Origin of the sequence: [Clostridium] clostridioforme AGR2157 (assembly GCF_000424325.1) — a bacterium.
GTDB lineage: Bacteria > Bacillota > Clostridia > Lachnospirales > Lachnospiraceae > Enterocloster > Enterocloster clostridioformis_A.
Genome location: NZ_AUJR01000006.1, coordinates 117,316 through 138,490, shown reverse-complemented (window position 1 = coordinate 138,490; position 21,175 = coordinate 117,316). Strand labels below are relative to the sequence as shown.

Genomic DNA, 21,175 nt, shown 5'->3' with positions numbered 1-21,175 from the left:
TCCAGCCCCCTTTTTTATCTGTATATTTAAGTTGGATTACATATTATAGAATCCTATACTATTCCGGAAACAGCGGCACAATCCGTTTTGCAGTCACCTGCACCAGCCCCATATCCGACATCTTGGCATCGGGTATGACCGGAAGGGCAAGGGTCACAATGCGAAGTAAAGGATTTTCCATGTTGGTCAGGCCCAGGACCCGGTTGGCATCCTTCATCATGGCGCTGTCCTCTGCCAGCTCCTCTGCCGGCTTGAGGGACATAAGGCCTGCCAGAGGCAAAGCCAAAGTATGAAGAATCTTTCCCTCCTTCACGGCGCACATACCGCCGCCTGTCCGCGCCAGCTCCTCTGCCGCCATAAGGGCCTCCTCCGGGTCGCCGTACACAATGGTCAGGTTGTGGCTGTCATGGGATACCGTGGATGCCAGGGCGCCTGTCTTTGTGCCAAAGCCCCTGACCAGACCCAGGGCTATGTTGTCATTGCCCTCATAGCGGTTGACCACTGCCACAAACTTCAGGTCCTCATCCCCGCTTATATCGATTCTGCCGTCCTTCACCCAAACCTCCTCACACACGATATCCGTGGTGGAGAGGTTCATATCATAGTATTTCATCAGGTTGACCTTTACTTTTCCCTGGGATACGGGCGGGTGGATGGTAAAGTCCTCCGGTGTCAGCTTCCTTACGTGGACTGAGTTGGCTGATTCCAGCGGGTAGGATTTGTCCTCAATTTCTGCCAGAAGCCTGCCGTCCTGTGCCACCAGCTTACCTCCATAGAACACGTGGCTGGGCGTCAGTTCCCTCAAATCATCTACCAGAAGCATATCAGCCGCATATCCCGGCGCAATAGCGCCCAGGTTCTGCAATCCTGCCTCCCTGGCTGAATTCAGTGTAGCGCTCTTGATGGCCGCCACCGGCTCCATGCCGTATCTTATGGCTGCCCTGACCACATCATTGATATGGCCGTTGTGGAGGATATCATCCGCCTCCCTGTCATCGGTACACAGACAGAAGTTGTCAAAGAAACGGCAATTCTTAACCCCGCTCCATATGGCCTCCACATTCTTGGTGATTGAGCTGTCCCTGGCATCCACCCGCATGCCGCTTCTCATCTTTTCCAGGGCTTCCTCAGCCGTCCTGGACTCGTGGCAGGTATTGGGGCCTCCGCACAGATAGGCGGACAGCATCCTTCCCTCCACAAAGGGGGCATGTCCCTGGAGGTACAAGCCGTGCTCCTCAGCTGTCCTGATAATGTCCATCATGCGGTCGCCGCCATAAATCACATCCAGATAATCCATGACTTCCGCCAGCCCCACCACGCGCTCCAGCTTTGCCAGCTCCTCAATCTCCGCCGGCCCAAACTCGGCGCCTGCATGTTCCAGGCCAGGTACGGCAGGCACACAGCTGGGTATGTCTATCAGCTGGCGCATAGGAAGGCCCTCCGAAGCCTCGTGCATGTATTGCACTCCCTCAATGCCCCAGACATTGCCAATCTCATGGGGATCTGTGATGACAGTGGTGGTTCCTTTGGGAATCACTGCCTTTGCAAAATTCCTGGGCGTCATCATGGAACTCTCAATATGCTCATGGGCGTCTATCAGGCCCGGAATCAGGTATTTTCCCTGTCCGTCCACCACCTCCTTTGCATACTGTTCTTCCTGGCCCAATGCCTTATATTCCACATGGGCAATGAAGCCGTCATATACAAACACGCTGGCCGGGTAAATTTCCCCGGTAATAACATTGACCAGCTGTACATTCCTTACGGCCAAATCACTTTTTATCTCTCCCAGAGCCGCCCTGAGAAGGGCCCTTTTATCTCTTGGCTGTATCTTCATCTCTATCCTTCCCTTCTTTACAAATATAATTCTGTTAACAATTCTTCTATTTAAACACAAAATACATGACCAGCGGAATGGCCAGCACATACATGACCGGATGCAGCTCCCTGAACTTACCCGTAGCAGTCTTGATTATGATATATGCCAGGATGCCTGCCGCGATTCCAGCCGCAATGCTTCCGCAGAAAATAACAAACATAATCATGACAAACGGGCCGAAGGCTTCCGTGAAATCGCTGAAATCAATGTTCCTGATACCTGATACCATCAGAAATCCCACAAAGATAAGGGCAGGTCCAGTGGCCGCGTCCGGAATCATCAGAATCAGGGGCGAAAAGAATACCATGACGGCAAAGAGAATGGCTACCACAATGCTGGTAAGGCCGGTTCTGCCGCCTGCCTCCACGCCTGATGTGGATTCCACAAAGGTGGTGATGGTGGTATTGCCGGTACAGGCTCCCACACAGGTGCCGATGGCGTCTACCAGGAAGGGTTTCTGGATTCCGGGCATGTTCCCGTCCTCATCCAGCATACCGGCCTTGCCGGCCACTCCCAGCACGGTTCCCAACGTGGAAAAAAAGTCCCCGCAAAAGGCAATGAACACATATATGATGGCCTGGAAGGACAACAGTCCTTTGAAGTCAAAGCAGAACACAATATTTCCCCAGGATGAAAAATCCGGCATTTTGGCAAAGGTATCCGGCAGGGTGGTCACGCCCAGAGGAATTCCCATCACTGTGACCGCGATAATGCCGATGAGGATGGCGCCGTTTACCCTGTATGCCGTCAGAATGGCAATGATAATCAGCCCCAGCAGGGCGATGAATACAGCCGGCTCCTTGAAATTCCCCATTCCGATTCCATTGGTAAAGGTGCCGATGCCCGAATTCTTAAATCCCAGATAGGCAATGTAAAAACCGATTGCCGACCCAATGGCCACCTTTATGTTCTTAGGTATGGCCTTGACAATCAAATCCCTTACCCCGAAAATAGTCAGGACCACAAAAATCAGGCCGGATATCAGGGTTATGGCCATGATGGCGCCAAAGGACAGGGTATTGGACTGAAGCAGAGCGCCAAACATGAAGTTGGTTCCCATTCCCGTTGCCAGCGCAAAGGGCAGGTTGGCATAAAAGCCCATGAGCAGGGTAATGAGCGCGCTGATGACAGCACATGTAACCGCAATTGCCTCCTTGGTGATAACCAGCCCGTTGATGTCCGTAAAGGATACCGCATCCCCAAAACCAATGATGGCGCCGGGCTGGACCACCAGCACATAGGCCATGGTCATGAACGTGGTAATACCCGCCAGGACCTCTATCTTGACACTGGTTCCCCTTTCTTTTAATTTAAAAAATTCTTCTAATTTCTCCATAGTAATCTCCTTTGTCAGTCAATCATATCAGAAACGCCTGCCGTCTCAAGCAGAAGCCTCAGTAAAACCCTGGTACCGCGGGCGCAGTCTTCCCTGGAAGTAAACTCCTCCTTCCGGTGGGACAGGCCGCCCCTTGACGGCACGAAAATCATGGCAGCAGGGCACACATCCTTAAAATTCATGCAGTCATGGCCTGCCCCGCTCATCAGTTCCATAAAAGAATATCCCTCTGACCGGCAGATATTCTTTATGGCTTCCCGGAAGGGTTCATGGCAGCGGCATGGGGGAAGTGCCAGGTCCAGCCGCAGGCCGACTCCCACTCCGTGGAGTGAGGACAGCTCTGCCCCGTATCGTTCCATCTCGTCCACGATTTCCCTCAGGTCCTCCTCATAGATGGAGCGCAGGTCCAGCGAAAACACTACACGCTCACAGATTACATTTCGTGCTCCGGGATATGCGGCAATGGAGCCCACGGTGGCCACGCATGACTCCCGTCCCTCTGCCAGCTCCGTCACCCTGCCAATCCACCGGCACATGGCAGGAACCGGATCCTTTCTGTCCTTCATGGGCGTGGCGCCTGCGTGTCCGCTTTCTCCCCGAATCTCCACAGTATACCGCACCAGCCCGGCTATGCCGCTTACAACTCCGATGGATGCCCCATAGTCCTCCAGCACCTTTCCCTGCTCGATGTGAAGCTCCAGATACGCCCCCACATCCTCCATTCTGCAGGAGGCCAGCTGGCGGGGCCTGCATCCGTAATCAGTCATGGCCTGTTCCAGGGAGATTCCATCCTTGTCCCTGGACGTAAGTCCCGCGGGGTCCAGTATGCCGCAGATGGATTTACTGCCCACCATCCCATATCCAAAACGGCTTCCCTCCTCGTCCTTAAAGGCTGCCAGGCGTATGGTCCGCTCCGTGGCAATTCCCTGTTCCCGAATCCTCCGTACCGCCTCCAGGGCCGAGAGGATGCCAAGGGTCCCGTCAAACCGCCCGCCCTCCGGCACGGTATCGTAATGGGAGCCGCACATGACGCATGGCTTTTCAGGCCGGCTGCCATAAAGCTCCCCGATCAGATTGCCGGCCGCATCCTCCCTCACGGCAAGCCCGGCGTCCCTCATCCTGGTTTCCAGCCAGTCCTGTGCCTGCCGGTCCTGGGGCGTAAAGGACAGACGCGTGATGCCGCCGTCCGAATTTCGCCCAATCCTTCCCAACTCCTGGATATCTGACCACAACCTGTCCTCGTTAATATCCATACTTACACCTCCTCTGCTGCGCGGCGTGGGCTGTACCGGAATCTGTTTAAAAATTCAGTTTCTAGTGTTCCACGATTTCTGCATACAATGCTATAATATCACTATTACTCGTATTGTTATCTTTGTCAATACTGTTTTTCGCAATTCCCGGCCAAGGATAAATTTGCCAGGGCAGGATTTGTCCGAAAAAATCTACCCGCAGAAATTTTCCGGCAGGCATTTATCAGCAAACATCTGCCCACAGCATAGAGCTCGGCATGGGGCTCGGTATCATTTTATTTATATTCGCTGTTTGCGGGGAAGAAAAAGCAGCTCAAATTTGGTATACTCTATCCAAGAGGTGATAGTATGAATCTAAATCAAATAGGGAAATTTATAGCTGGACTGAGAAAAGACAAAAAGATGACCCAGGCAGAGCTGGGTGAAAAGCTGGGTGTCACCAACAAGACAGTCTCCCGTCATAAACCGGATGGAGGAGCTGATGTTGCCCAGCGTAAACTGGGCAACACAAAATTTTATATTGTCTGCTTGACGGGGCTCACACCAACAACTCCTTTATAACATATCAATAATAGCAATATTCTAACAACAAGAGATCTAATTATCTTCTGCAAATGAAATGGTATATACAAAGGTATCCGGAGAATAATAATCCACTGCTTCTCCATCAATCTCAGCGTATGGGTATCCGAAATTATTCAGTGCTTCTCCGCTCTGTGTAGGGGATAACGTAATGTCACGACCACTTGAAAGCTCAACTCGTTTCTCGTCACAATTTCCCCAATAATATTCCTGCATCTCTTTTGCTTCATCAGATTCCTTATCCCAATTATTCTTTAAAACAGCCTTCAGAACGTCTGCCGGATCTGCTGCAACCCATCCGGTTCCAGGCAGATAAAACTCTGCCCAGCAATGCTGATTTTTAGTGATATCGGTATCATTGATACGAACACCGAACATCTCGCGGGCAGGAACACCAACTGATCGGCATAATCCGATGAAAACAGAGTTGATATCGGTGCACTTTCCGCTCTTTGTGTCTAGCAGCGCGCACACATCGCCTTTTCCGCATCCTACAACACTTTCATCACGATTCATATTGGCAATAACCCAGTCATAGATTGCTCTGGCCTTGCCGAGATAAGTTGTCTCGTCTTTCGTAATCTCATCAGCCAGCTCTTTTACCTCTCCATTTACCGGAATTGTACTGGAAGCTACAAGATACTCATCTAAGTCTGAGTCTACGGTACCTTCTTCAACTAACTCAGGGCGTAAAATTTCCGGTCTGGTAACGTGGAAGGATAAGCTTGCTGTACGGCTTTCTGGCTCTGCATCAGCATCCCACTCAACATACAACATTTGATTGCCGAGGGCATCCTCATTAATCTCTGCATCTATGCCATTTGCATCGAAGTTTACATCTTCAATTGTCTGATAATCGTTTGACTGAGCAACCGGCAGCCATACACGAACAACCTTGCCTTTTTCATACTGAGACATATCAATGTTGCAAGTAACTGTTCCACTTTGAATTGCGCCTTCTTCTTTGTTTTTCTCTGGCTCTGCCGTCTCCTCGGATGCCTCATCAGTTGTTTTGTTACTGTCTGAATTGTTACCACAACCAACAGCAAGTGAAGCCGTCATAGCAGCTACAAGCAGAATTACAAATATTTTCTTCATATTTTTTATCATTCCTTTCGCTTCGCTCAAGGCACAAACAAGTTATGAAAAATGTTGTGCCCCTCCACTCTTTGTTTTATAATTCTTATATGGAATAGCAATATACTACAGAGCAAGGAGGAGTGGCGAATTTATTTCACCCCCGCAGATGGTAAAGTCTTTCTAAACCATTCAGTTATTTTTCACTCTTTCCTCCCTAATTTTCTCCTAAGAATATGTAAACATTTTTTCATTAAGAAGAATATATTATTTTTGTATAAATGTAAAGCGCAAAATAAATTATTTTACTATTATTTTTTTTACTGTTTTAAAAATGTACGCAAAATATGCACAGTATCTTTACATTGCGCATATTTTAAAGAAAGAACAGCCAGTCCGAAAGAGTTTACGGACTAGCCGTATCCAATATTATCAATGAGTTGTGGGAAAATTATTAAATTCAGGGTAAGGGCGACACATTTTAGCCTACCTCTATACACCTACTTAAAATCTTTTATGAGTTTTATTAGCAATCTTTACAAGCGTCAGCATAACTGGCACCTCTGTCAGCACGCCGACGGTAGTTGCCAGTGCCGCAGGGCTTGTCGTTCCAAATAGGGCAACCGCAACGGCAACGGCCAGTTCAAAGAAGTTGGATGCGCCGATCATCCCCGCCGGAGCGGAAATATCGTGCGGTAACTTCAACAGCTTACAGGCGCCATAGGCGATAAAGAAGATTAAGAAGGTCTGCAAGATCAGCGGCACCGCAATCAATACGATGTGCAACGGATTTTCCAAAATGACCTTACTCTGTCCCATAAAAATAAGAATCAGTGTCAGCAGCAGCCCCACCGTGGTAACGGAGTCAAATTTGTGGACAAACACATTTTCAAAATACTCTGTACCCCTGCTGTGGGTCACAAAGATACGGGTTAATATGCCGCCTGCCAGCGGGATGACTACAAACAGCACCACGCTTAAAATCAGCGTATCAAAGGGAACGCTGACGTTGGACACCCCCAGCAGGAATTTAACGATAGGCACAAAGGCTAATAAAATGATTAAATCGTTAGTCGCCACCTGTACCACTGTATAGGCCGGATTTCCCTTTGTCAGCGTACTCCACACAAACACCATCGCTGTGCAGGGGGCCGCCCCCAGCAGCACCGCACCGGCCAGATACTTCGTTGCCAGTTCCGGTGTAATGAAACCCTTGTACAGTACAAAGAAAAACAGACTGGCAATCCCATACATGGTAAACGGCTTGATAAGCCAGTTTACAATCCATGTTACAAAAAGCCCTTTTGGATTTTTGCCGACATTGCGGATGCTCTGGAAATCCACTTTCAGCATCATTGGGTAAATCATAACCCAAATCAGAATAACCATCGGAATAGAAATGCGGGCATATTCAAACTGGGCCAGCAATTCCGGGAACGCTGGAGCAAAATGCCCCAGAAGCACACCTACCACCATGCACAAGAATACCCATACTGTCAGATACCGTTGAAAGAAATTGATACCTGTATCACTTCCTTTTTTCATGGCAATCACCTCCTTAAATTTGCGTGGCTGCGGGATGCTGTCAAAGGTTTTACTATATTGCGCACTCTCCATATCTATCCCATAGAGGTCTTTCATCAGCCGGACAGCATCCTGATTGATTCGCGGCTTGGTTTCACTTCCGGCAGAATAGCTGTCGAATATATCAGCAACAAAATGTCTGCCTAATGCCTCCGCAATTTGACTTCGGCAGGAATTGTGAATATATAAAAGCAACTTTTGGTTTTTGGCTCACAATTTTTCCTCTCATAGTTCCAGCAGTTTATCGCCTTTAATCTGGTCGGCGCTCCATGCCACAAGAGCAAACTTTCCGCCCATGTGTTTGTCGATGCGGTTGATCCACTCCACTTCGTTACTGGCCTTTGCTTTCAGCAGGGTGTTGGTGGTTCCCGCCTGATAGAAAGATTGATTGATGACCCACCAGTTCGCCGCAATCTGTGCCCGCTTAAGATCATCTTCTAGCCGCAGGGCCTCATAGACCGGGGTGGCCTCCGGCAAGGCAACGATGACAACCTCTGTTTCCTCGCTTTTCAACCGGGGCAGCAGCCGCTTGACAGATTCCGGCGTTTCGCCCTTGGTACGCTGTATCTCCTTGTCGTAGCTCTCGGTGGATTCCAACAGGAGCAGTGTATGGCCGGTGGGAGCTGTATCAATGACAACAATCTGTTCGTCTGCCTTTTCCACAATTTCTGCAAATGCACGGAACACGGCAATTTCCTGTGTGCAGGGGGAACGCAGATCTTCCTCAATATAGGCAATATCTTCCCCGGAAAGGCCGTTGGCTCTTGCTTTGGACAACACTTCCTCCTGATACTTTTTCAGTTCGGCGTGTTCATCAATATGGCTCATAGTGATATTGTCAGCCCGTTCCAGCACAAATTTCAGATGGGCCGCGGGGTCAGTGGTCGTCAAATGAACCTTTTTCCCTTTCTGCGCCAGCCCCAGGGCGATAGCGGCGGCAACAGTTGTCTTGCCTACACCACCTTTGCCCATTGTGAAAATGACCTTTCTCCCGGCTGTGTCAATGGAATCCACAACATCGTGTAGCCCATAAAAATGTTCTGTGTTAGGAGCCTCTACTTTTACCTCCTGACGATCTTCCCGCAGCATAGAGCGGACATTTTCAAGGCCGGTGATGTTGTAGGCCCGCAGCGGTATCTGGTAAGTGGGGAGTGCCTTCAGACTATCGGGAATAGCTGCCAATGCTGCCTGCTGTTTCTGGTATAGCTTTTCAGATATGGCATCGTCGCTTTGGAGCAGGACGCCATTCACCACCAGAATTTGATTATTCACACCCAAATCAGCCAGTTCCAATGAAGCCCGCTGCGCTTCTTTCAGCGGGGCATCTTCCGGGCGAGTTACAAGAATAAGGGTTGTGCGTTTTCTATCGGCTAATGTCGCAACCGCCTCTTTATAGACCGCCTTCTTACTTTCCAAACCGGAGAGCTGGCCTAAACAAGACGCCCCGTGGGTGCTTTCACTGATAAAGTTGCTCCACGCAGAAGGAAGCTGGAGCATCCGCAAGGTGTGGCCGGTAGGAGCAGTGTCAAAAATGATGTGGTCGTACTTTTGCTGTACGTCCGGGTCAGTGATGAAGTTGGAAAACTCGTTAAACGCTGCAATTTCGATGGTACAGGAACCGGAAAGTTGTTCCTCCATATTGGCAATTACTGAATCCGGCATGATGCCACGATAAGGGGCAATTACACTTTCCCGGTATTCAGCCGCTGCTTGGATGGGGTCAAGGTTCGCCACTACCAAATTGGGAACGGCAGGGATGGGCGTCCCTTTATTGGTTAATTCCATTGCAAACACATCTTGCAGATTGGAAGCCGGGTCGGTGCTGATAAGCAGAACTTTTTGCCCCCAATCGGCCAGCGATAAGGCAGTAGCACAGGCAGCCGAAGTCTTACCTACGCCGCCCTTTCCAGTAAAGAACAAATATTTGGTTTTTGTCACTTCAAGCGGATTAAACGTATTCATAGGCGATTTCCTTTCTTGATTAAATCAGCAGCAGCCATTCGTGCAGCATCCCTCCGGGGCAGAACCGTCAGAGCAGCAATCAGCAGTGCAGCATCCGTCAGTTGCGGAGGTATCGCCACAACAGCAGCAGCTTTCGGTGTCGGTGTCCTCTCCGCAGCAGCTTGCGGGGGCAGATGTATCGCAACAACAGGGAGTATCATTCCCACAACAGGAAACGCCCAGAATATCGGCAGACAATTCCAGCCAGCTTGTAAATTCCTCGTTGGTCGGATAGCGTCCAGCAAGCACGATGAAATCATCCACCAGCACTACCGGCAGTTTATCCGGGCCAAACTTCCGCAAATATTCAGTGACAGCCTTATTCTTCACAAATTCCGTTGGGGCGCTGGTCAGGTTAAACCGCTGTACCTCCACACCATTCTGTTTCAGCGTGTTCAGTACGGTGGAAATGCGGAGCAGTTCGGGGTCAACACCTACACCGCAAAGTCCCGTGGGGCAGCACATAGCCGGTTCAAAGATTTTCATGGTTTTCATAGATATATCCATTCCTTTCGCTTTGCTCAGGCACAAAACGTAATGAAAATGTTTTCCTGAGCCTATTTTTTCGTTATAATTCTTGTTTGTAGGGAACTCGGTATATTACAAATCACGGGGAATCTCCCTATCATCTTTAGCGAACCTCCCGGTTCGGTAAGGAGTCCCTATGGCTTTAAAAATCGTGTACAAAATCTGTTGTGGCATTGATGTCCACATGACTTTTGTAGTGGCCTGCATCGCCTCTACTGACAAGCAGGGCGTGACCACTTATGAGAGCCACCGTTTTTCGACCTACACGAGCGGTCTGAAAGATTTGTTACAATGGCTTCTCAAACATAACTGCAAGGATGTCTGTATGGAATCTACTGGTAAATACTGGATTCCTGTTTACAACGTTTTAGAAAACGATTGTACGATTGTCCTTGCTCATCCCAAATATGTTAAGGCTATCCGTGGAAAGAAAACTGACAAGAAAGATGCCAAATGGATTGCTGACCTCTTTAAGCACGATCTTGTTGCCGGTAGCTTTATGCCCCCTGCTGACATCCGCCAGCTTTGCGCTCGCCGCTCCCTATCAGCAGGAACTTGCCATTACAGTGCGCCAATGCTGTCGTAACCAGCACATACCTGCAGCAGACCGTCAGCAACTGCATAACCTTAACATTCCCAATATTCAATTTTTAAAGCAGCCACCGAAAGATGGCTTATTTGTCGTGCGATTAAGGGGATGGATACCCTCTACTTTTCATTTTCAACCTTAAGTCCTCCTTTAAAATATAGAAATTATTCTAAATTTAGATTTTATGAAATCCGATGCCAGAATGTTACAGTATTCATAAGCATCGGTATCATTTTTATTTGCAACAGTCTCCCGAATGGCAAATACAATCTGCCTTTGGTGTCATAATTCTATGCAAGGTGTTTTCAAGTTCGATAAGACGCGCTTTGTTGAGCGAATAAAAAATATTCTTACCCTCACGCCGATCATTCACAAGTCCTGCCTCAATCAACACCCGCATATCATGTGAAAGGGTCGGCTGGGTGATATGGAACGCTTCAAGGATTTTACAGGCACACAACTCTCCGCAGGAAAGCATATCCACTATGCGTAAGCGTTTCGAATCAGAAATCGCCTTTAACATTTTCGATGTATCAGTATAAATCTGTTCCAAATCGCTCACCTCTTGTATAGAATATTTTCTATATGTTATTATATGCGCTTTTTTCTTTCATGTCAACCAAAAACAGAAAAATTCTTATTCCAGTTCATTCCCCCTATATTATATGGTATTGTTATATCTGGTGTGATATCTTTAACTACCATTCCGCCGCCTGCATCCTTATCCCAGGAAATGGACAGACGGTCATCCAGGCCCACGAAGATAGTTTCCATTTGCAAATATGCACAATAAATTTCCTTTTCCTTATACATATTAATGATTTACAACCCCCCTTGGATTATGTTAAATTAAAATCACAAATATAAGGTAATACCTTATATCACATAGGAGGATAATGATGGAGCACTCAATTGACATTAAGAACTTAAAACGCTGTGTAGAAATCTCCAGGCAGTCACGTGAAAGCGGCAACACTCCCTTTGGCGCGCTGCTGGCAGATAAGGACGGCAACATTTTGCTGGAACAGCCCAACATTGAAATCACAGAGAATAAGTGTACCGGACATGCAGAAACTCAGGTTGCTGAGCGGGCATCCCAGCTGTACACTAAGGATTACCTCAAGGACTGCACCCTTTACACCACGGCAGAACCATGCGCCATGTGTGCAGGCGCCATCTACTGGGCAGGCATAGGGCGTGTGGTATATGGCATGACGGAAAAGGACCTGCTGGCACAGACCGGGGCTGACCCGCAGAATCCTACCTTTGACCTTCCTTGCCGTGTGGTATTTGCAAGAGGACAGAAAGCCATTGAAGTAGTGGGGCCATTTCCCGAACTGGTGGAGGAGATAACAGACGTACACAGGGGATACTGGAATAATTAGCAGGGATGTGCGAATCAGAATGTACAGGAAAAACTAATATAGTGGATACGTGGAGGATATGAGATGGAGCAGAAGAATCAGAATCAGGCAGCAGATACGGAATATTCCCGCTGCGCCGTACCTTTAAACCAGCGTAAGACATACTTCAGCCTTACCATTGTCTGGACCGGATTTGTATTTGTCATCACCAGTATGATGGCAGGAGGCGGACTTGCCGCTGGAATGGATTTTAAGCATATTATACTGGCAACCTTGGGAGGTAATATTTTCCTGAGCATCATTGCCGTGTTAATCAGTATCATTGCCTGTAAGACAGGCCTTACCTTTGCACTGCTTACCAGCTACAGTTTTGGTTCCGGCGGTTCCAAGGCAGCCTCCATTTTCGTGCCGGTGGTTAACCTTGGCTGGTACACCATCCAGGCAGCAACCTATGGACATTTCGTGGCACAGGTATTCAATCTGGATCATGTTGGCGAGGGAGTGTGCATGGCTGCCAGCGCTATTATCATGGGTATATTCGCCATGTTTGGAATCAGCGCCATCACCATTCTGGGTTACATTGCCATCCCGGCCATTGTATTCCTGTCCATTGCCACTGCCATCCGTTCCCTAGGAGTCATAGGCGGGGTGGATGCCCTGTTCTCCTATGTCCCGGCTACTGACATGCCGCTGTTTACAGGCATCACAGCCGTTATAGGCACCTGGATCCTGTCCACTGCAACCTGTATTGCCGACATCATGCGCTATGCCAAGGATACCAAGGCAGCGGTGTCAGCCACCCTTACAGGACTGCTGGGGGGCAATATCCTGATGATTGTCTGCGGTGCCATTGCAGCAATTTCCATGCAGAACAGTGACCTGACCGTAATCCTTCTGGGCTTTGGCCTGGTCATCCCCAGCCTGATTCTCATGACCACCAACATTTTCACCACCAATGCAGCCAACCTGTACTCCACATCCCTGAATCTTTCCAATGCATTCAAGATGGAGCGCAAGAAGATGCTGTCCATCCTGCTGGCGCTGTCAGCACTGGCCACCCTGACAGAGCCATATAAAATTGGCTTTCTGTTCACCTTCCTTGATATACTTGGCACCGTGGTACCTCCCCTTTCAGGAATCATCCTGTCAGATTATTTTCTGGTACATAAGGGCAGCTACGCTGCATATGACAAGGCGCAGTTTTGTAAATGGAATCCGGTTCCCTGGATTACCTGGGCCATCTCAATTGCCCTGGTGTACATGGTTCCCTTTGGCCTGCCATCCCTAAATGGAATTATTCTGGGCTCAGTTATCTATACAGTCCTTATGGCCTTAAGTAAGCAGCGTGTAACCACCAGTGTGGCTTCAGAAGAATAGAAAGGGGTATGGTATATATGGACAGATATAAATTCAGTGCTTTATTCGGAACAGTTATTATGGGTATCGGCTCCTTTATGGGATGTCTGGCTGAAAATCCACTGTTTATCAATATAGGAAATGGACTTTTGATTGTGAGTATTCTTATTATGATATATGGGTATTTCAAGTGGCAGCCATAAACAGATATTGAGGAACAAATGTTAAAACCTTCGGTCCGCTTGAAAGAAAGCGGGAAACATGTTATCATATAAATAATGTATTTGTCCTTTGTAGGGACGTGCCTGCCCTGTCTATAAGCGACAGGGTAGGCATAATTTATATTTGTTTGCCGGGAGTATATTAAGAACATGCTCCCAGTACTGCATCATGTAAGCACGAAGCTTACGGAGTGCAGTGCCAGCGGCATTTATGGGAGGGAAAAATGGCGGAAGATTATATGGAATCCGTACCCAGACGGGTCAGGAAAACTGACCTGAAGGTACAGGTGGAGGAGGAGCTTCTCCGTTTTATCAAGCAAATGGATTTAGCAGTGAACAGCAAGCTTCCCAGGGAGGAAGAGCTTGCCCGTATGCTGGGGGTCAGCCGTATCACCCTGCGCAGTGTCCTGGACGACCTGGCAGCCAAAGGCATGATATTTCGCAGACACGGGAAAGGAACCTTTGTAAACAGCAGCTTTTTTGAAATAAAAGTGAGTTTTAATCCTGTAATGCATTTTGCAGATATGATACGTAACAGCGGATATAAGCCCAGGGTGGAGATGATTAACCACCGGATTGTCAGGGCAGACAGGGATGTGGCTTCCCATCTGGGCATGGAAGAAGGGCGGGATGCCCTTGAGTGTGACAAGATTTTCTACGCTGACATGCAGATATGCGCCGTCACCCGGGACTATATCCCTCTTTCCTATTTAAATGGGATTGACATGGATGAACTGGACACCTATGTTAATTCTGTATTTTACTTCATGTACAGAGCCAGCAGGAAAAAACTGGAATGGGAAAAGGTGGAGCTGAATGCGGTGTACAGCAAAGATGTGGAGCTGTTAGACCGGCTACTGGGAGAAGCAGGGATTCCCCCTAAAGCATTTCTCCTTTTAAAAGGCGTTAACTTTGATGAGGACAGTACGCCGGCAGTTTATACTTGGGAGTATGTGGATACTAATATATTGAAGTATAGCCAGATACGTAAGAGAATTCTTCATTATGAAAAGGTGACATAAAAATAGCGGTGTTCCTATCAATGCAGAGAAACGCATTCAGGCCATTGGCGGCACCTCCTTAAAAGACCTGGTGGAAATCTTTAAGGGACTGGACCAGCAGCCCTCTCCCTGGGATATCCCTGGCCGGAAGGCTCGCAGAACAGTTTCTCAAATATATATTCCAGGTTCAGATCGCCTCCCCAGCCAACGTTCCCATCGTTAATCTGGGCAAATGTATAGGCGTCCAGCGCATCCTCCACATGGCCGCAAATCACACCTGGGAACGAGTTGCGGGCCAGCATGGCTCCCTCGCCCGTGCCGCAGTCCGTAATCACATAATCCGCTGCCTTGCCTTTGGTTTTTCCTGATATTGTAAGCATATCTCCCAAAGGTTTTTCTGTCAATAGACATCATAAACAGACATCACTGTTTCTTCTGTTCCCGCGCCATCTTCTCCATGCGCCACAGGGTCGTCCTGCTGACCCCCAGCTCCTTTGCTATATCCTGTTTTTTCTTCCTGGGCTTCAGATTGGCATACATAATCTCGGTTTCCGGCAGGGCCTGTTCCTTTACAGGCGTCTCTGTGCCGGGCAAGAGGCCTTCTTTTTTCCGGAATATCTTTAGCATCTGTATTTCCCTGAGTCCGATTTCCGTGGTGTCGCTCAGCACAATCAGACGCTCGCAGATATTGCGCAGCTCCCGCACATTGCCGGGCCAGCCGTAATGGGTCATCAAATCCACTGCCTCCCTTGACAGCCTGGGGATAGGCTTTCCCATCTCGCAGGCAAAGCGGGTCAGGTAGAAATCCACCATTTCCCGGATATCGTCTCCCCGTTCCCTGAGAGGCGGGATGGTGATGTCCAACAGGTTAAGGCGGTAATACAGGTCAGCGCGGAACTGTCCTTCCCGGATTTTTTCCTCAATATTTATATTTGTAGCGGAAATAACACGCACATCCACCGGCTGTACCCGGTTGCTGCCGATGCGGCGGATTTCCCTTTCCTGAAGCACCCTCAGCAGCTTTGCCTGGAGAGATATGGGAATCTCCCCGATTTCATCCAGAAAAATGGTTCCCTTATGGGCCAGTTCAAACAGGCCCGTCTTACCGTTTTTAGACGCCCCGGAAAACGCGCCGGGTTCGTATCCAAAGAGCTCGCTCTCCAGCAGGTTTTCAGGCAGGGCGGCACAGTTTAACGCCACAAAAGGTTCCGCGCTGCGCCTGCTCTCCCGGTGGATGCTGTGAGCGAAAAGCTCTTTGCCGGTTCCTGTCTCTCCCACAATCAGCACATTGGAATCCACCCGGCTGTAACGCTTTGCCATAAGGATATTCTCCCGGATGGCAAGGCTGCTTCCAATGATGTCGTCAAAGGAATACTTGGCCGTAAGTCCCTGTTTCGCAAGGCTCTGCCGGATTTTAGTCTCTGCCTCAATAATCTGCTCGGTGTAGCGGGCAACAATGATGGCGCCCTTTCCCATCTTGTCCACCAGTACGGGCCGGTATTCAGTGTACAGTTTCCTGTCCTTCCACTGGATAACCTCCTCCCGTTCCCGTCCAGTCTCCACCACATCCTTCCATTTAAGGGCAGGGCAGACCTCCTCCACGGGACGGCCTGTGAAGTCAGCCTGGGAGGAAAGCTGAAAGGTACGGTATGCCTGGTTGTTCAACGCCTGAATCAGCCCGCTGCCGTTTACAGCAATCAGGGCATCGGCACTGGTGTTGAGAATGGTGCTGGTCATCTTGGACCTGGCCCGCTCCATATTGATGGTCCTGGCCGCATCCATGGCCTGCTTCAGGGCCTGCTCTATGGCTATATCCTTTGTGTGGATATGGACCCGGTTCAATGCCTCCTTATCGCACAGTCCGCACATGGTTCCGGCTCCCACGAACACGTCGGCGCCGCCTGCCTTGGCCCTGTGGATGGCCTCCAGGGTGGATGCCTCGTCATGGACCGTATAATACGCAATCTCCGCCTGGCACAATTTCTCCAGCTCGGACACAGCGCTCTCATCCATATACCGCACACAGAGAGCTATCTTCTTAGGATGGAACTCCTGTCTGGCGCAAATCAGGGCTTTCAGTATATCAAAGCTGGAGAGCTGTATCTCCACCACATGCTTCTCCGGAAACAGATACCTGAGACGGTCATAGGTCATGCCCCTGGCCACTAAAATGTCGGCGTCCCCGTACCGCGACAGGGATTCCGGGGTGCCGAATACGTGAAGCAGCTCCACCCTGACATCATCCTGAGGCTCCAGACGGCTCACCGCCGCCTCGAACCTGCTCTTCATATTCATATATGGAATAAACATCCGCACTGTAACCATGAATTCACGCCCTCTTTCCCTCTGTATCTGCCCCGTATCCGCCAATACGGAAATACGCCGGGGGGAATCAAAGCATTCTCATGCCCGCTTCTCCGCCCGGCGTCTGTCATGGGCCTGCGCTGCAGGCTGTCTGACTGTCCTACTATTTATTTACCACATTCTGTGGCGCTCCGTCTACAAAATGTTTCAGATTATCCACTGCAATGTCCATAAGTCTCTGTCTGGATTCCTTCGGAGCCCAGGCAATATGTGGGGTAATAATCATATTCTTGGCGCCCAGAAGAGGATTGTCCTCGCGGATAGGCTCTTTGGATACCACGTCCACGGCTGCCCCGCTGACCTTTCCGCTGTCCAGCGCTTCTCTTAAGTCTTTTTCCACAATCAGAGGACCTCTGGAGGTATTGATGATTTTTACTCCATCCTTCATCTTTGCAATGGAATCCTTGTTGATGATTCCCTCTGTGGACGGGAACAGCGGGCAGTGAAGGCTGATGACATCAGCCTGTGCCAGAAGCTCGTCCAGGGAAGCATATCTGCAGTTGTCTGTTTCCAGCGCCTTGTTGGGATACTCGTCATACGCCAGCACCTTCATGCCCAGTGCCTCCGCGATTTTGGCTGTCCTCTGTCCAATCCTTCCAAAGCCGATGACGCCAAATGTCTTTCCGGCCAGCTCTACCAGGGGATGCTTCCAGAAGCACCAGTCAGCATTGTGGGTCCACTCCCCTGCCTTCACGCAGTCAGAATGCTCCCCGATGTGGTGGCACAGCTCCAGCAAAAGGGCAATGGCATACTGCGCAACCGCATCCGTACCATAGGTTGGGATGTTGGACACGATCACGCCTGCTGCCTTGGCTGCCGCTGTATCAATCACATTGTAGCCCGTAGCCAGCACTCCGATGAACTTTAAATTAGGGCACTGTTTGATGGTCTCTGCGCTGATTGGGGTCTTATTGGTATAAACCGCCTCGGCATCCCCAATCCGCTCTGCAATCTTGTCAGCAGGAGTCCTGTCATATACGGTCAGCTCCCCTAAACTTGCAAGTCCCTCCCAGCTTAAATCACCGGGATTCTCTGTATATCCGTCTAAAACTACGATTTTCATGTTTATTCCTCCGTTTTCTGATTGTTCTATTCTATCCGCTCTTGCAGGCCTCTGTCAGGCCCGCTCCTGGCACAAGGATTTTACAGACGCGCTTTAATCCTCTACCAGCGCCCAGGCCCTGTTGATGACTCTCTTGGTGTTAGCCAGTATGATATCTCCGTCCTCATCTGCCCACGGCTTTACCTCCAGAGACAATACATAGGGATTTTCCTTATTAAAGAAGCCTTCCTCCTTCAGGACGGTAAAGAAGTCCACAAGCTGCTCTGTGTCGTTGGCACTGTCAGGGAACCCGAACCTTGGATGCTGATCGCCGTATGCCTCAAAGCCTTCCTTCACCACTGCATTACCGATGTGCAGGTGGGTGATATAGGGACGCAGTGTCTGAATCACGAACCTGGAAGTCTCGTAGGTGGTGGGGAAATGGGAAAGGTCTACCAGCAGGCCGAAATTGTTGTGGGTGGTGCGCATATCCGCCGCAAACCTGGCCGCATAGGGAGCCGGTCCGATGAGGGCTGCCTTATCCATGTCAAAGTCAAAGACTTCCAGCTCCACCATCATTCCCTTGGATGCAGCATGGCCGCACACAGCCCTGGTGGTCTTAAGAAGTTGGACATATGCCTGGTCCTTTGTCTCCGGTTCCCATTTTCCTGCCAGGAATGCAATTCCCTTTGCACCCATGTACTGGGCCTCATCAATGGAATCAATCAGGACAGCCTCCGCCTTCTTCCTGCCTTCCTCGTCCAGGTCATTGGGGTTAAGCTTGGGTCCCAGCAGACGGGGCTGGGCGCCGTAGCACACCTTCATATGGCCCTGGGCCAGCATATCCCTTACCTTGTCCTTTGTCTCCTGGTCCTCGATGTGGGTTATTTCCAGGGCACTGAAGTATTCGTCACAGCAGATGGTCTTAACGGAATCCACTATGGGATAATTCACCGGAGGATGGGTCATCCACTGTATGGTTCCTACCTGAAAATATTTCTGAATTGGGTCTTTCATAATTATATACCTCCTTATTTCTGTTTGCAAATCTTGTTTGATTCAATTCCATTTACTTCCAAATGTATATCTATATCAAATGCAGGTCCTGTATCATCAGGTCCTTGTCACACCAGCTCCCAGGCCAGGTTCAGGGTACGTTATAGGCGCGCCTTCCCTCCTGACTTTTCTGTACTGATTTCTCTGTACTGATTTTTCTATACTGGCCGTTCTGTACCTACTTGCGTTTCATCACTTCCGCGCATTTTTCCGCAATGGATTCCGGGCCATAGCCGTATTTCACCAAAAGCTGCTCGTAATCCCCGGATTCTGCAAAGTCAGTCGCCCCGATGCGGGTCATGGGTACAGGCATATGCTCTGCCAGGACTTCCGCCACAGCGCTTCCCAGTCCGCCGCAGACAGAGTGTTCCTCCACTGTCACGATGGCGCCTGTCTCCCTGGCGCATTCTATAATCAGTTCCTCGTCAATGGGTTTGATGGTATGCATATCCACCACTCTTGCTTGAATTCCTTTTGCTTCCAGAAGCTCTGCCGCTGCCAGGGCCTTGTGCAGCACGGTTCCCGTGGTGATGATGGTCACATCCCTGCCTTCCCTGACCGTGATGCCCTTGCCAATCTCAAATTTCATGTCCTCAGTATAATACACAGGAGCTGCCGCGCGGCTGAGCCTTAAATATACAGGGCCCTGATGGTCTGCGATGGCAAATACCGCCTTTTTTGTCTCCACTGCGTCAGCCACTGTAATCACCGTCATATTGGGGATGGCTCTTACAAACGCCAGGTCGGTAATGGCCTGGTGGCTGGCCCCGTCATAGGAGTCGGAAAGCCCGCAGTAGGTGCCGCAGAGCTTCACGTTCAGCTTGTCATAGGCAATCAGGCTCTGTATGGGGTCTGCTCCTCTGGTGGTCAGGAACACCGCGAATGTATTTACATAAGGAATCAACCCCTCCCTGGCAACCCCGGCTGACATGGATACCATATCCAGCTCGCTTATGCCCACATTAAAGTAACGTTCCGGAAATGCCTTTCCAAAAATACCGCTCTTTGTGGAGGAAGCCACATCCGCCTCCAGGCCCACGATTTTCTCATTCTGTTCTCCCAGCTCCTTAAGCGCTGCGCCGTAAGCGTCACGGATTGCTATGTTTTCTCCCATTATCTGGCACCTCCTAATTCTGCTTTCGCTTGTGCGTATTCATTATCATTGATGGCCTTGCCGTGCCAGGTGTTCTTTCCTTCCATGAAGGAAACGCCCTTGCCCTTCACGGTGTTTGCAAGAATCAGGGAAGGCTGGCCTTTGGTCTTCTTCGCCTCTTCAACGGCCCGGCAGAAATCCTCCACATCATGGCCGTCACATGTTACCACGTTCCACCCAAATGCTCTCCATTTTGCCCCGATGTCTCCCATTGGCATGATTTCCTCCAGGGTGCCGTCCAGCTGTACTCCGTTGTTGTCCAGTATTCCAATCAGATGGTCTGCCCCGAACTTGGATGCGGACATGGCAGCTTCCCAGATACAGCCTTCCTCAATCTCTCCGTCGCCCATGACCACATAGGTATAGGAATCCAGTCCCTTAATCCTGTCTGCCATGGCCATGCCCAGGCCGGCGGAAAGTCCCAGCCCCAGAGGACCTGTGGACAGCTCCACGCCCGGAGTCTTATGTACGCACGGATGGCCCTGAAGCATGCTGTTCATCTGGCGCAGGGTCTTTAACTCCTCCTTGGCGAAAAAGCCTTTCTCTGCCAGCACCAGATACAGCATGGGTGCCGCGTGGCCCTTGGACAGAATCAGGTGATCCCTTCCCTCCATCTCAGGATTCTCGGGATTCACATGCATGATTTCAAAATAAAGGGACGTCAGTATCTCCGTACATGACAGGGAACCGCCGGGGTGGCCTGTCTGGATGCTGTGAAGCAGGTCAATCAGGTCGTTCCGGAATTTGCTGCATTGTCTCTGTAACTCCTCTTTTCTCTCATTCGTCATC

19 protein-coding genes and 3 pseudogenes are annotated in these 21,175 nt (G+C 49.8%); 6 read left to right on the top strand and 16 right to left on the bottom strand.

Annotation, left to right across the window (positions count from 1 at the left end; translation table 11 throughout):
- Positions 1-58 precede the first annotated feature (58 nt).
- From ade to G614_RS0103680, 3 genes are read right to left on the bottom strand one after another with little or no spacing between them, the layout of a single operon-like run.
- Entirely contained in the window at positions 59-1,837 is a 1,779-nt protein-coding gene (ade, locus tag G614_RS0103690) for an adenine deaminase (RefSeq protein WP_027640851.1), read from the bottom strand.
- Between the two features lie 46 nt (positions 1,838-1,883).
- Positions 1,884-3,215 carry an NCS2 family permease gene (locus G614_RS0103685; RefSeq protein ID WP_027640850.1) on the bottom strand — a complete coding sequence of 444 codons (1,332 nt, stop codon included), beginning with the start codon at positions 3,213-3,215 and terminating at the stop codon, positions 1,884-1,886.
- A gap of 14 nt (positions 3,216-3,229) precedes the next feature.
- The gene (locus tag G614_RS0103680) at positions 3,230-4,468 is read right to left on the bottom strand and encodes a Zn-dependent hydrolase (protein ID WP_027640849.1); all 1,239 of its coding nucleotides are present in this window, start codon (positions 4,466-4,468) and stop codon (positions 3,230-3,232) included.
- Between the two features lie 348 nt (positions 4,469-4,816).
- Between G614_RS0103680 and G614_RS26705 the strand changes: the two genes are divergently transcribed.
- Positions 4,817-5,029, top strand: a complete 213-nt coding sequence (locus G614_RS26705; RefSeq protein ID WP_044917382.1) for a helix-turn-helix domain-containing protein — start codon at positions 4,817-4,819, stop codon at positions 5,027-5,029.
- 36 nt (positions 5,030-5,065) lie between these two features.
- Here G614_RS26705 and G614_RS0103670 read toward each other — a convergent pair whose 3' ends face one another.
- The 5 genes and pseudogenes from G614_RS0103670 to arsD form a co-directional block, all read right to left on the bottom strand.
- Complete coding sequence (locus G614_RS0103670; RefSeq protein ID WP_027640848.1) at positions 5,066-6,148, bottom strand: transglutaminase-like domain-containing protein; 1,083 nt, start codon at positions 6,146-6,148, stop codon at positions 5,066-5,068.
- A gap of 483 nt (positions 6,149-6,631) precedes the next feature.
- Complete coding sequence (gene arsB, locus G614_RS0103665) at positions 6,632-7,609, bottom strand: ACR3 family arsenite efflux transporter (protein WP_420341520.1); 978 nt, start codon at positions 7,607-7,609, stop codon at positions 6,632-6,634.
- A gap of 21 nt (positions 7,610-7,630) precedes the next feature.
- Positions 7,631-7,940, bottom strand: a pseudogene (locus G614_RS34925) (hypothetical protein); the annotation flags it as partial.
- A complete protein-coding gene (gene arsA / locus G614_RS0103660; RefSeq protein WP_027640846.1) occupies positions 7,937-9,673 on the bottom strand; it encodes an arsenical pump-driving ATPase in 1,737 nt (578 codons plus the stop codon). The gene arsA and the pseudogene G614_RS34925, both read right to left, overlap by 4 nt.
- A gap of 24 nt (positions 9,674-9,697) precedes the next feature.
- Entirely contained in the window at positions 9,698-10,207 is a 510-nt protein-coding gene (gene arsD, locus G614_RS33330) for an arsenite efflux transporter metallochaperone ArsD (RefSeq protein WP_080664465.1), read from the bottom strand.
- A 169-nt stretch (positions 10,208-10,376) separates the two neighbouring features.
- On the opposite strand from arsD, the pseudogene G614_RS26695 reads away from it, so the two are divergent.
- A pseudogene (locus G614_RS26695) lies at positions 10,377-10,766 on the top strand (IS110 family transposase); the annotation flags it as partial.
- Positions 10,767-11,064: 298 nt separating this feature from the next.
- Here the strand turns inward: G614_RS26695 and G614_RS0103645 are convergent.
- Positions 11,065-11,382, bottom strand: a complete 318-nt coding sequence (locus G614_RS0103645; protein ID WP_027640845.1) for an ArsR/SmtB family transcription factor — start codon at positions 11,380-11,382, stop codon at positions 11,065-11,067.
- Positions 11,383-11,444: 62 nt separating this feature from the next.
- A complete protein-coding gene (locus tag G614_RS0103640; RefSeq protein WP_027640844.1) occupies positions 11,445-11,642 on the bottom strand; it encodes a hypothetical protein in 198 nt (65 codons plus the stop codon).
- A gap of 86 nt (positions 11,643-11,728) precedes the next feature.
- On the opposite strand from G614_RS0103640, the gene G614_RS0103635 reads away from it, so the two are divergent.
- From G614_RS0103635 to G614_RS0103620, 4 genes are all read left to right on the top strand, one after another.
- The gene (locus G614_RS0103635; RefSeq protein ID WP_027640843.1) at positions 11,729-12,214 is read left to right on the top strand and encodes a nucleoside deaminase; all 486 of its coding nucleotides are present in this window, start codon (positions 11,729-11,731) and stop codon (positions 12,212-12,214) included.
- Positions 12,215-12,277: 63 nt separating this feature from the next.
- Complete coding sequence (locus G614_RS0103630) at positions 12,278-13,570, top strand: cytosine permease (RefSeq protein WP_027640842.1); 1,293 nt, start codon at positions 12,278-12,280, stop codon at positions 13,568-13,570.
- Between the two features lie 17 nt (positions 13,571-13,587).
- On the top strand, positions 13,588-13,752 hold the full coding sequence (locus G614_RS31880; RefSeq protein WP_166430214.1) for a hypothetical protein: 165 nt from the start codon (positions 13,588-13,590) through the stop codon (positions 13,750-13,752).
- Between the two features lie 242 nt (positions 13,753-13,994).
- Complete coding sequence (locus G614_RS0103620) at positions 13,995-14,792, top strand: GntR family transcriptional regulator (RefSeq protein WP_049948040.1); 798 nt, start codon at positions 13,995-13,997, stop codon at positions 14,790-14,792.
- A 98-nt stretch (positions 14,793-14,890) separates the two neighbouring features.
- Here the strand turns inward: G614_RS0103620 and G614_RS0103615 are convergent.
- The 6 genes and pseudogenes from G614_RS0103615 to G614_RS0103590 all read right to left on the bottom strand — a co-directional run.
- Positions 14,891-15,124: pseudogene (locus tag G614_RS0103615) on the bottom strand (RpiB/LacA/LacB family sugar-phosphate isomerase); the annotation flags it as partial.
- A gap of 70 nt (positions 15,125-15,194) precedes the next feature.
- Positions 15,195-17,096, bottom strand: coding sequence for a sigma 54-interacting transcriptional regulator (locus G614_RS0103610; protein WP_027640839.1), 1,902 nt, complete (start codon positions 17,094-17,096; stop codon positions 15,195-15,197).
- A 142-nt stretch (positions 17,097-17,238) separates the two neighbouring features.
- Positions 17,239-18,198, bottom strand: coding sequence for a D-2-hydroxyacid dehydrogenase (locus G614_RS0103605; protein WP_027640838.1), 960 nt, complete (start codon positions 18,196-18,198; stop codon positions 17,239-17,241).
- A 93-nt stretch (positions 18,199-18,291) separates the two neighbouring features.
- Positions 18,292-19,194, bottom strand: a complete 903-nt coding sequence (locus G614_RS0103600) for a sugar phosphate isomerase/epimerase family protein (RefSeq protein WP_027640837.1) — start codon at positions 19,192-19,194, stop codon at positions 18,292-18,294.
- 217 nt (positions 19,195-19,411) lie between these two features.
- Complete coding sequence (locus G614_RS0103595; protein ID WP_027640836.1) at positions 19,412-20,347, bottom strand: transketolase family protein; 936 nt, start codon at positions 20,345-20,347, stop codon at positions 19,412-19,414.
- Positions 20,347-21,174, bottom strand: coding sequence for a transketolase (locus tag G614_RS0103590; protein ID WP_027640835.1), 828 nt, complete (start codon positions 21,172-21,174; stop codon positions 20,347-20,349). Before G614_RS0103590 ends, G614_RS0103595 begins: the two co-directional genes overlap by 1 nt.
- Between the last annotated feature and the right edge of the window lies 1 nt (position 21,175).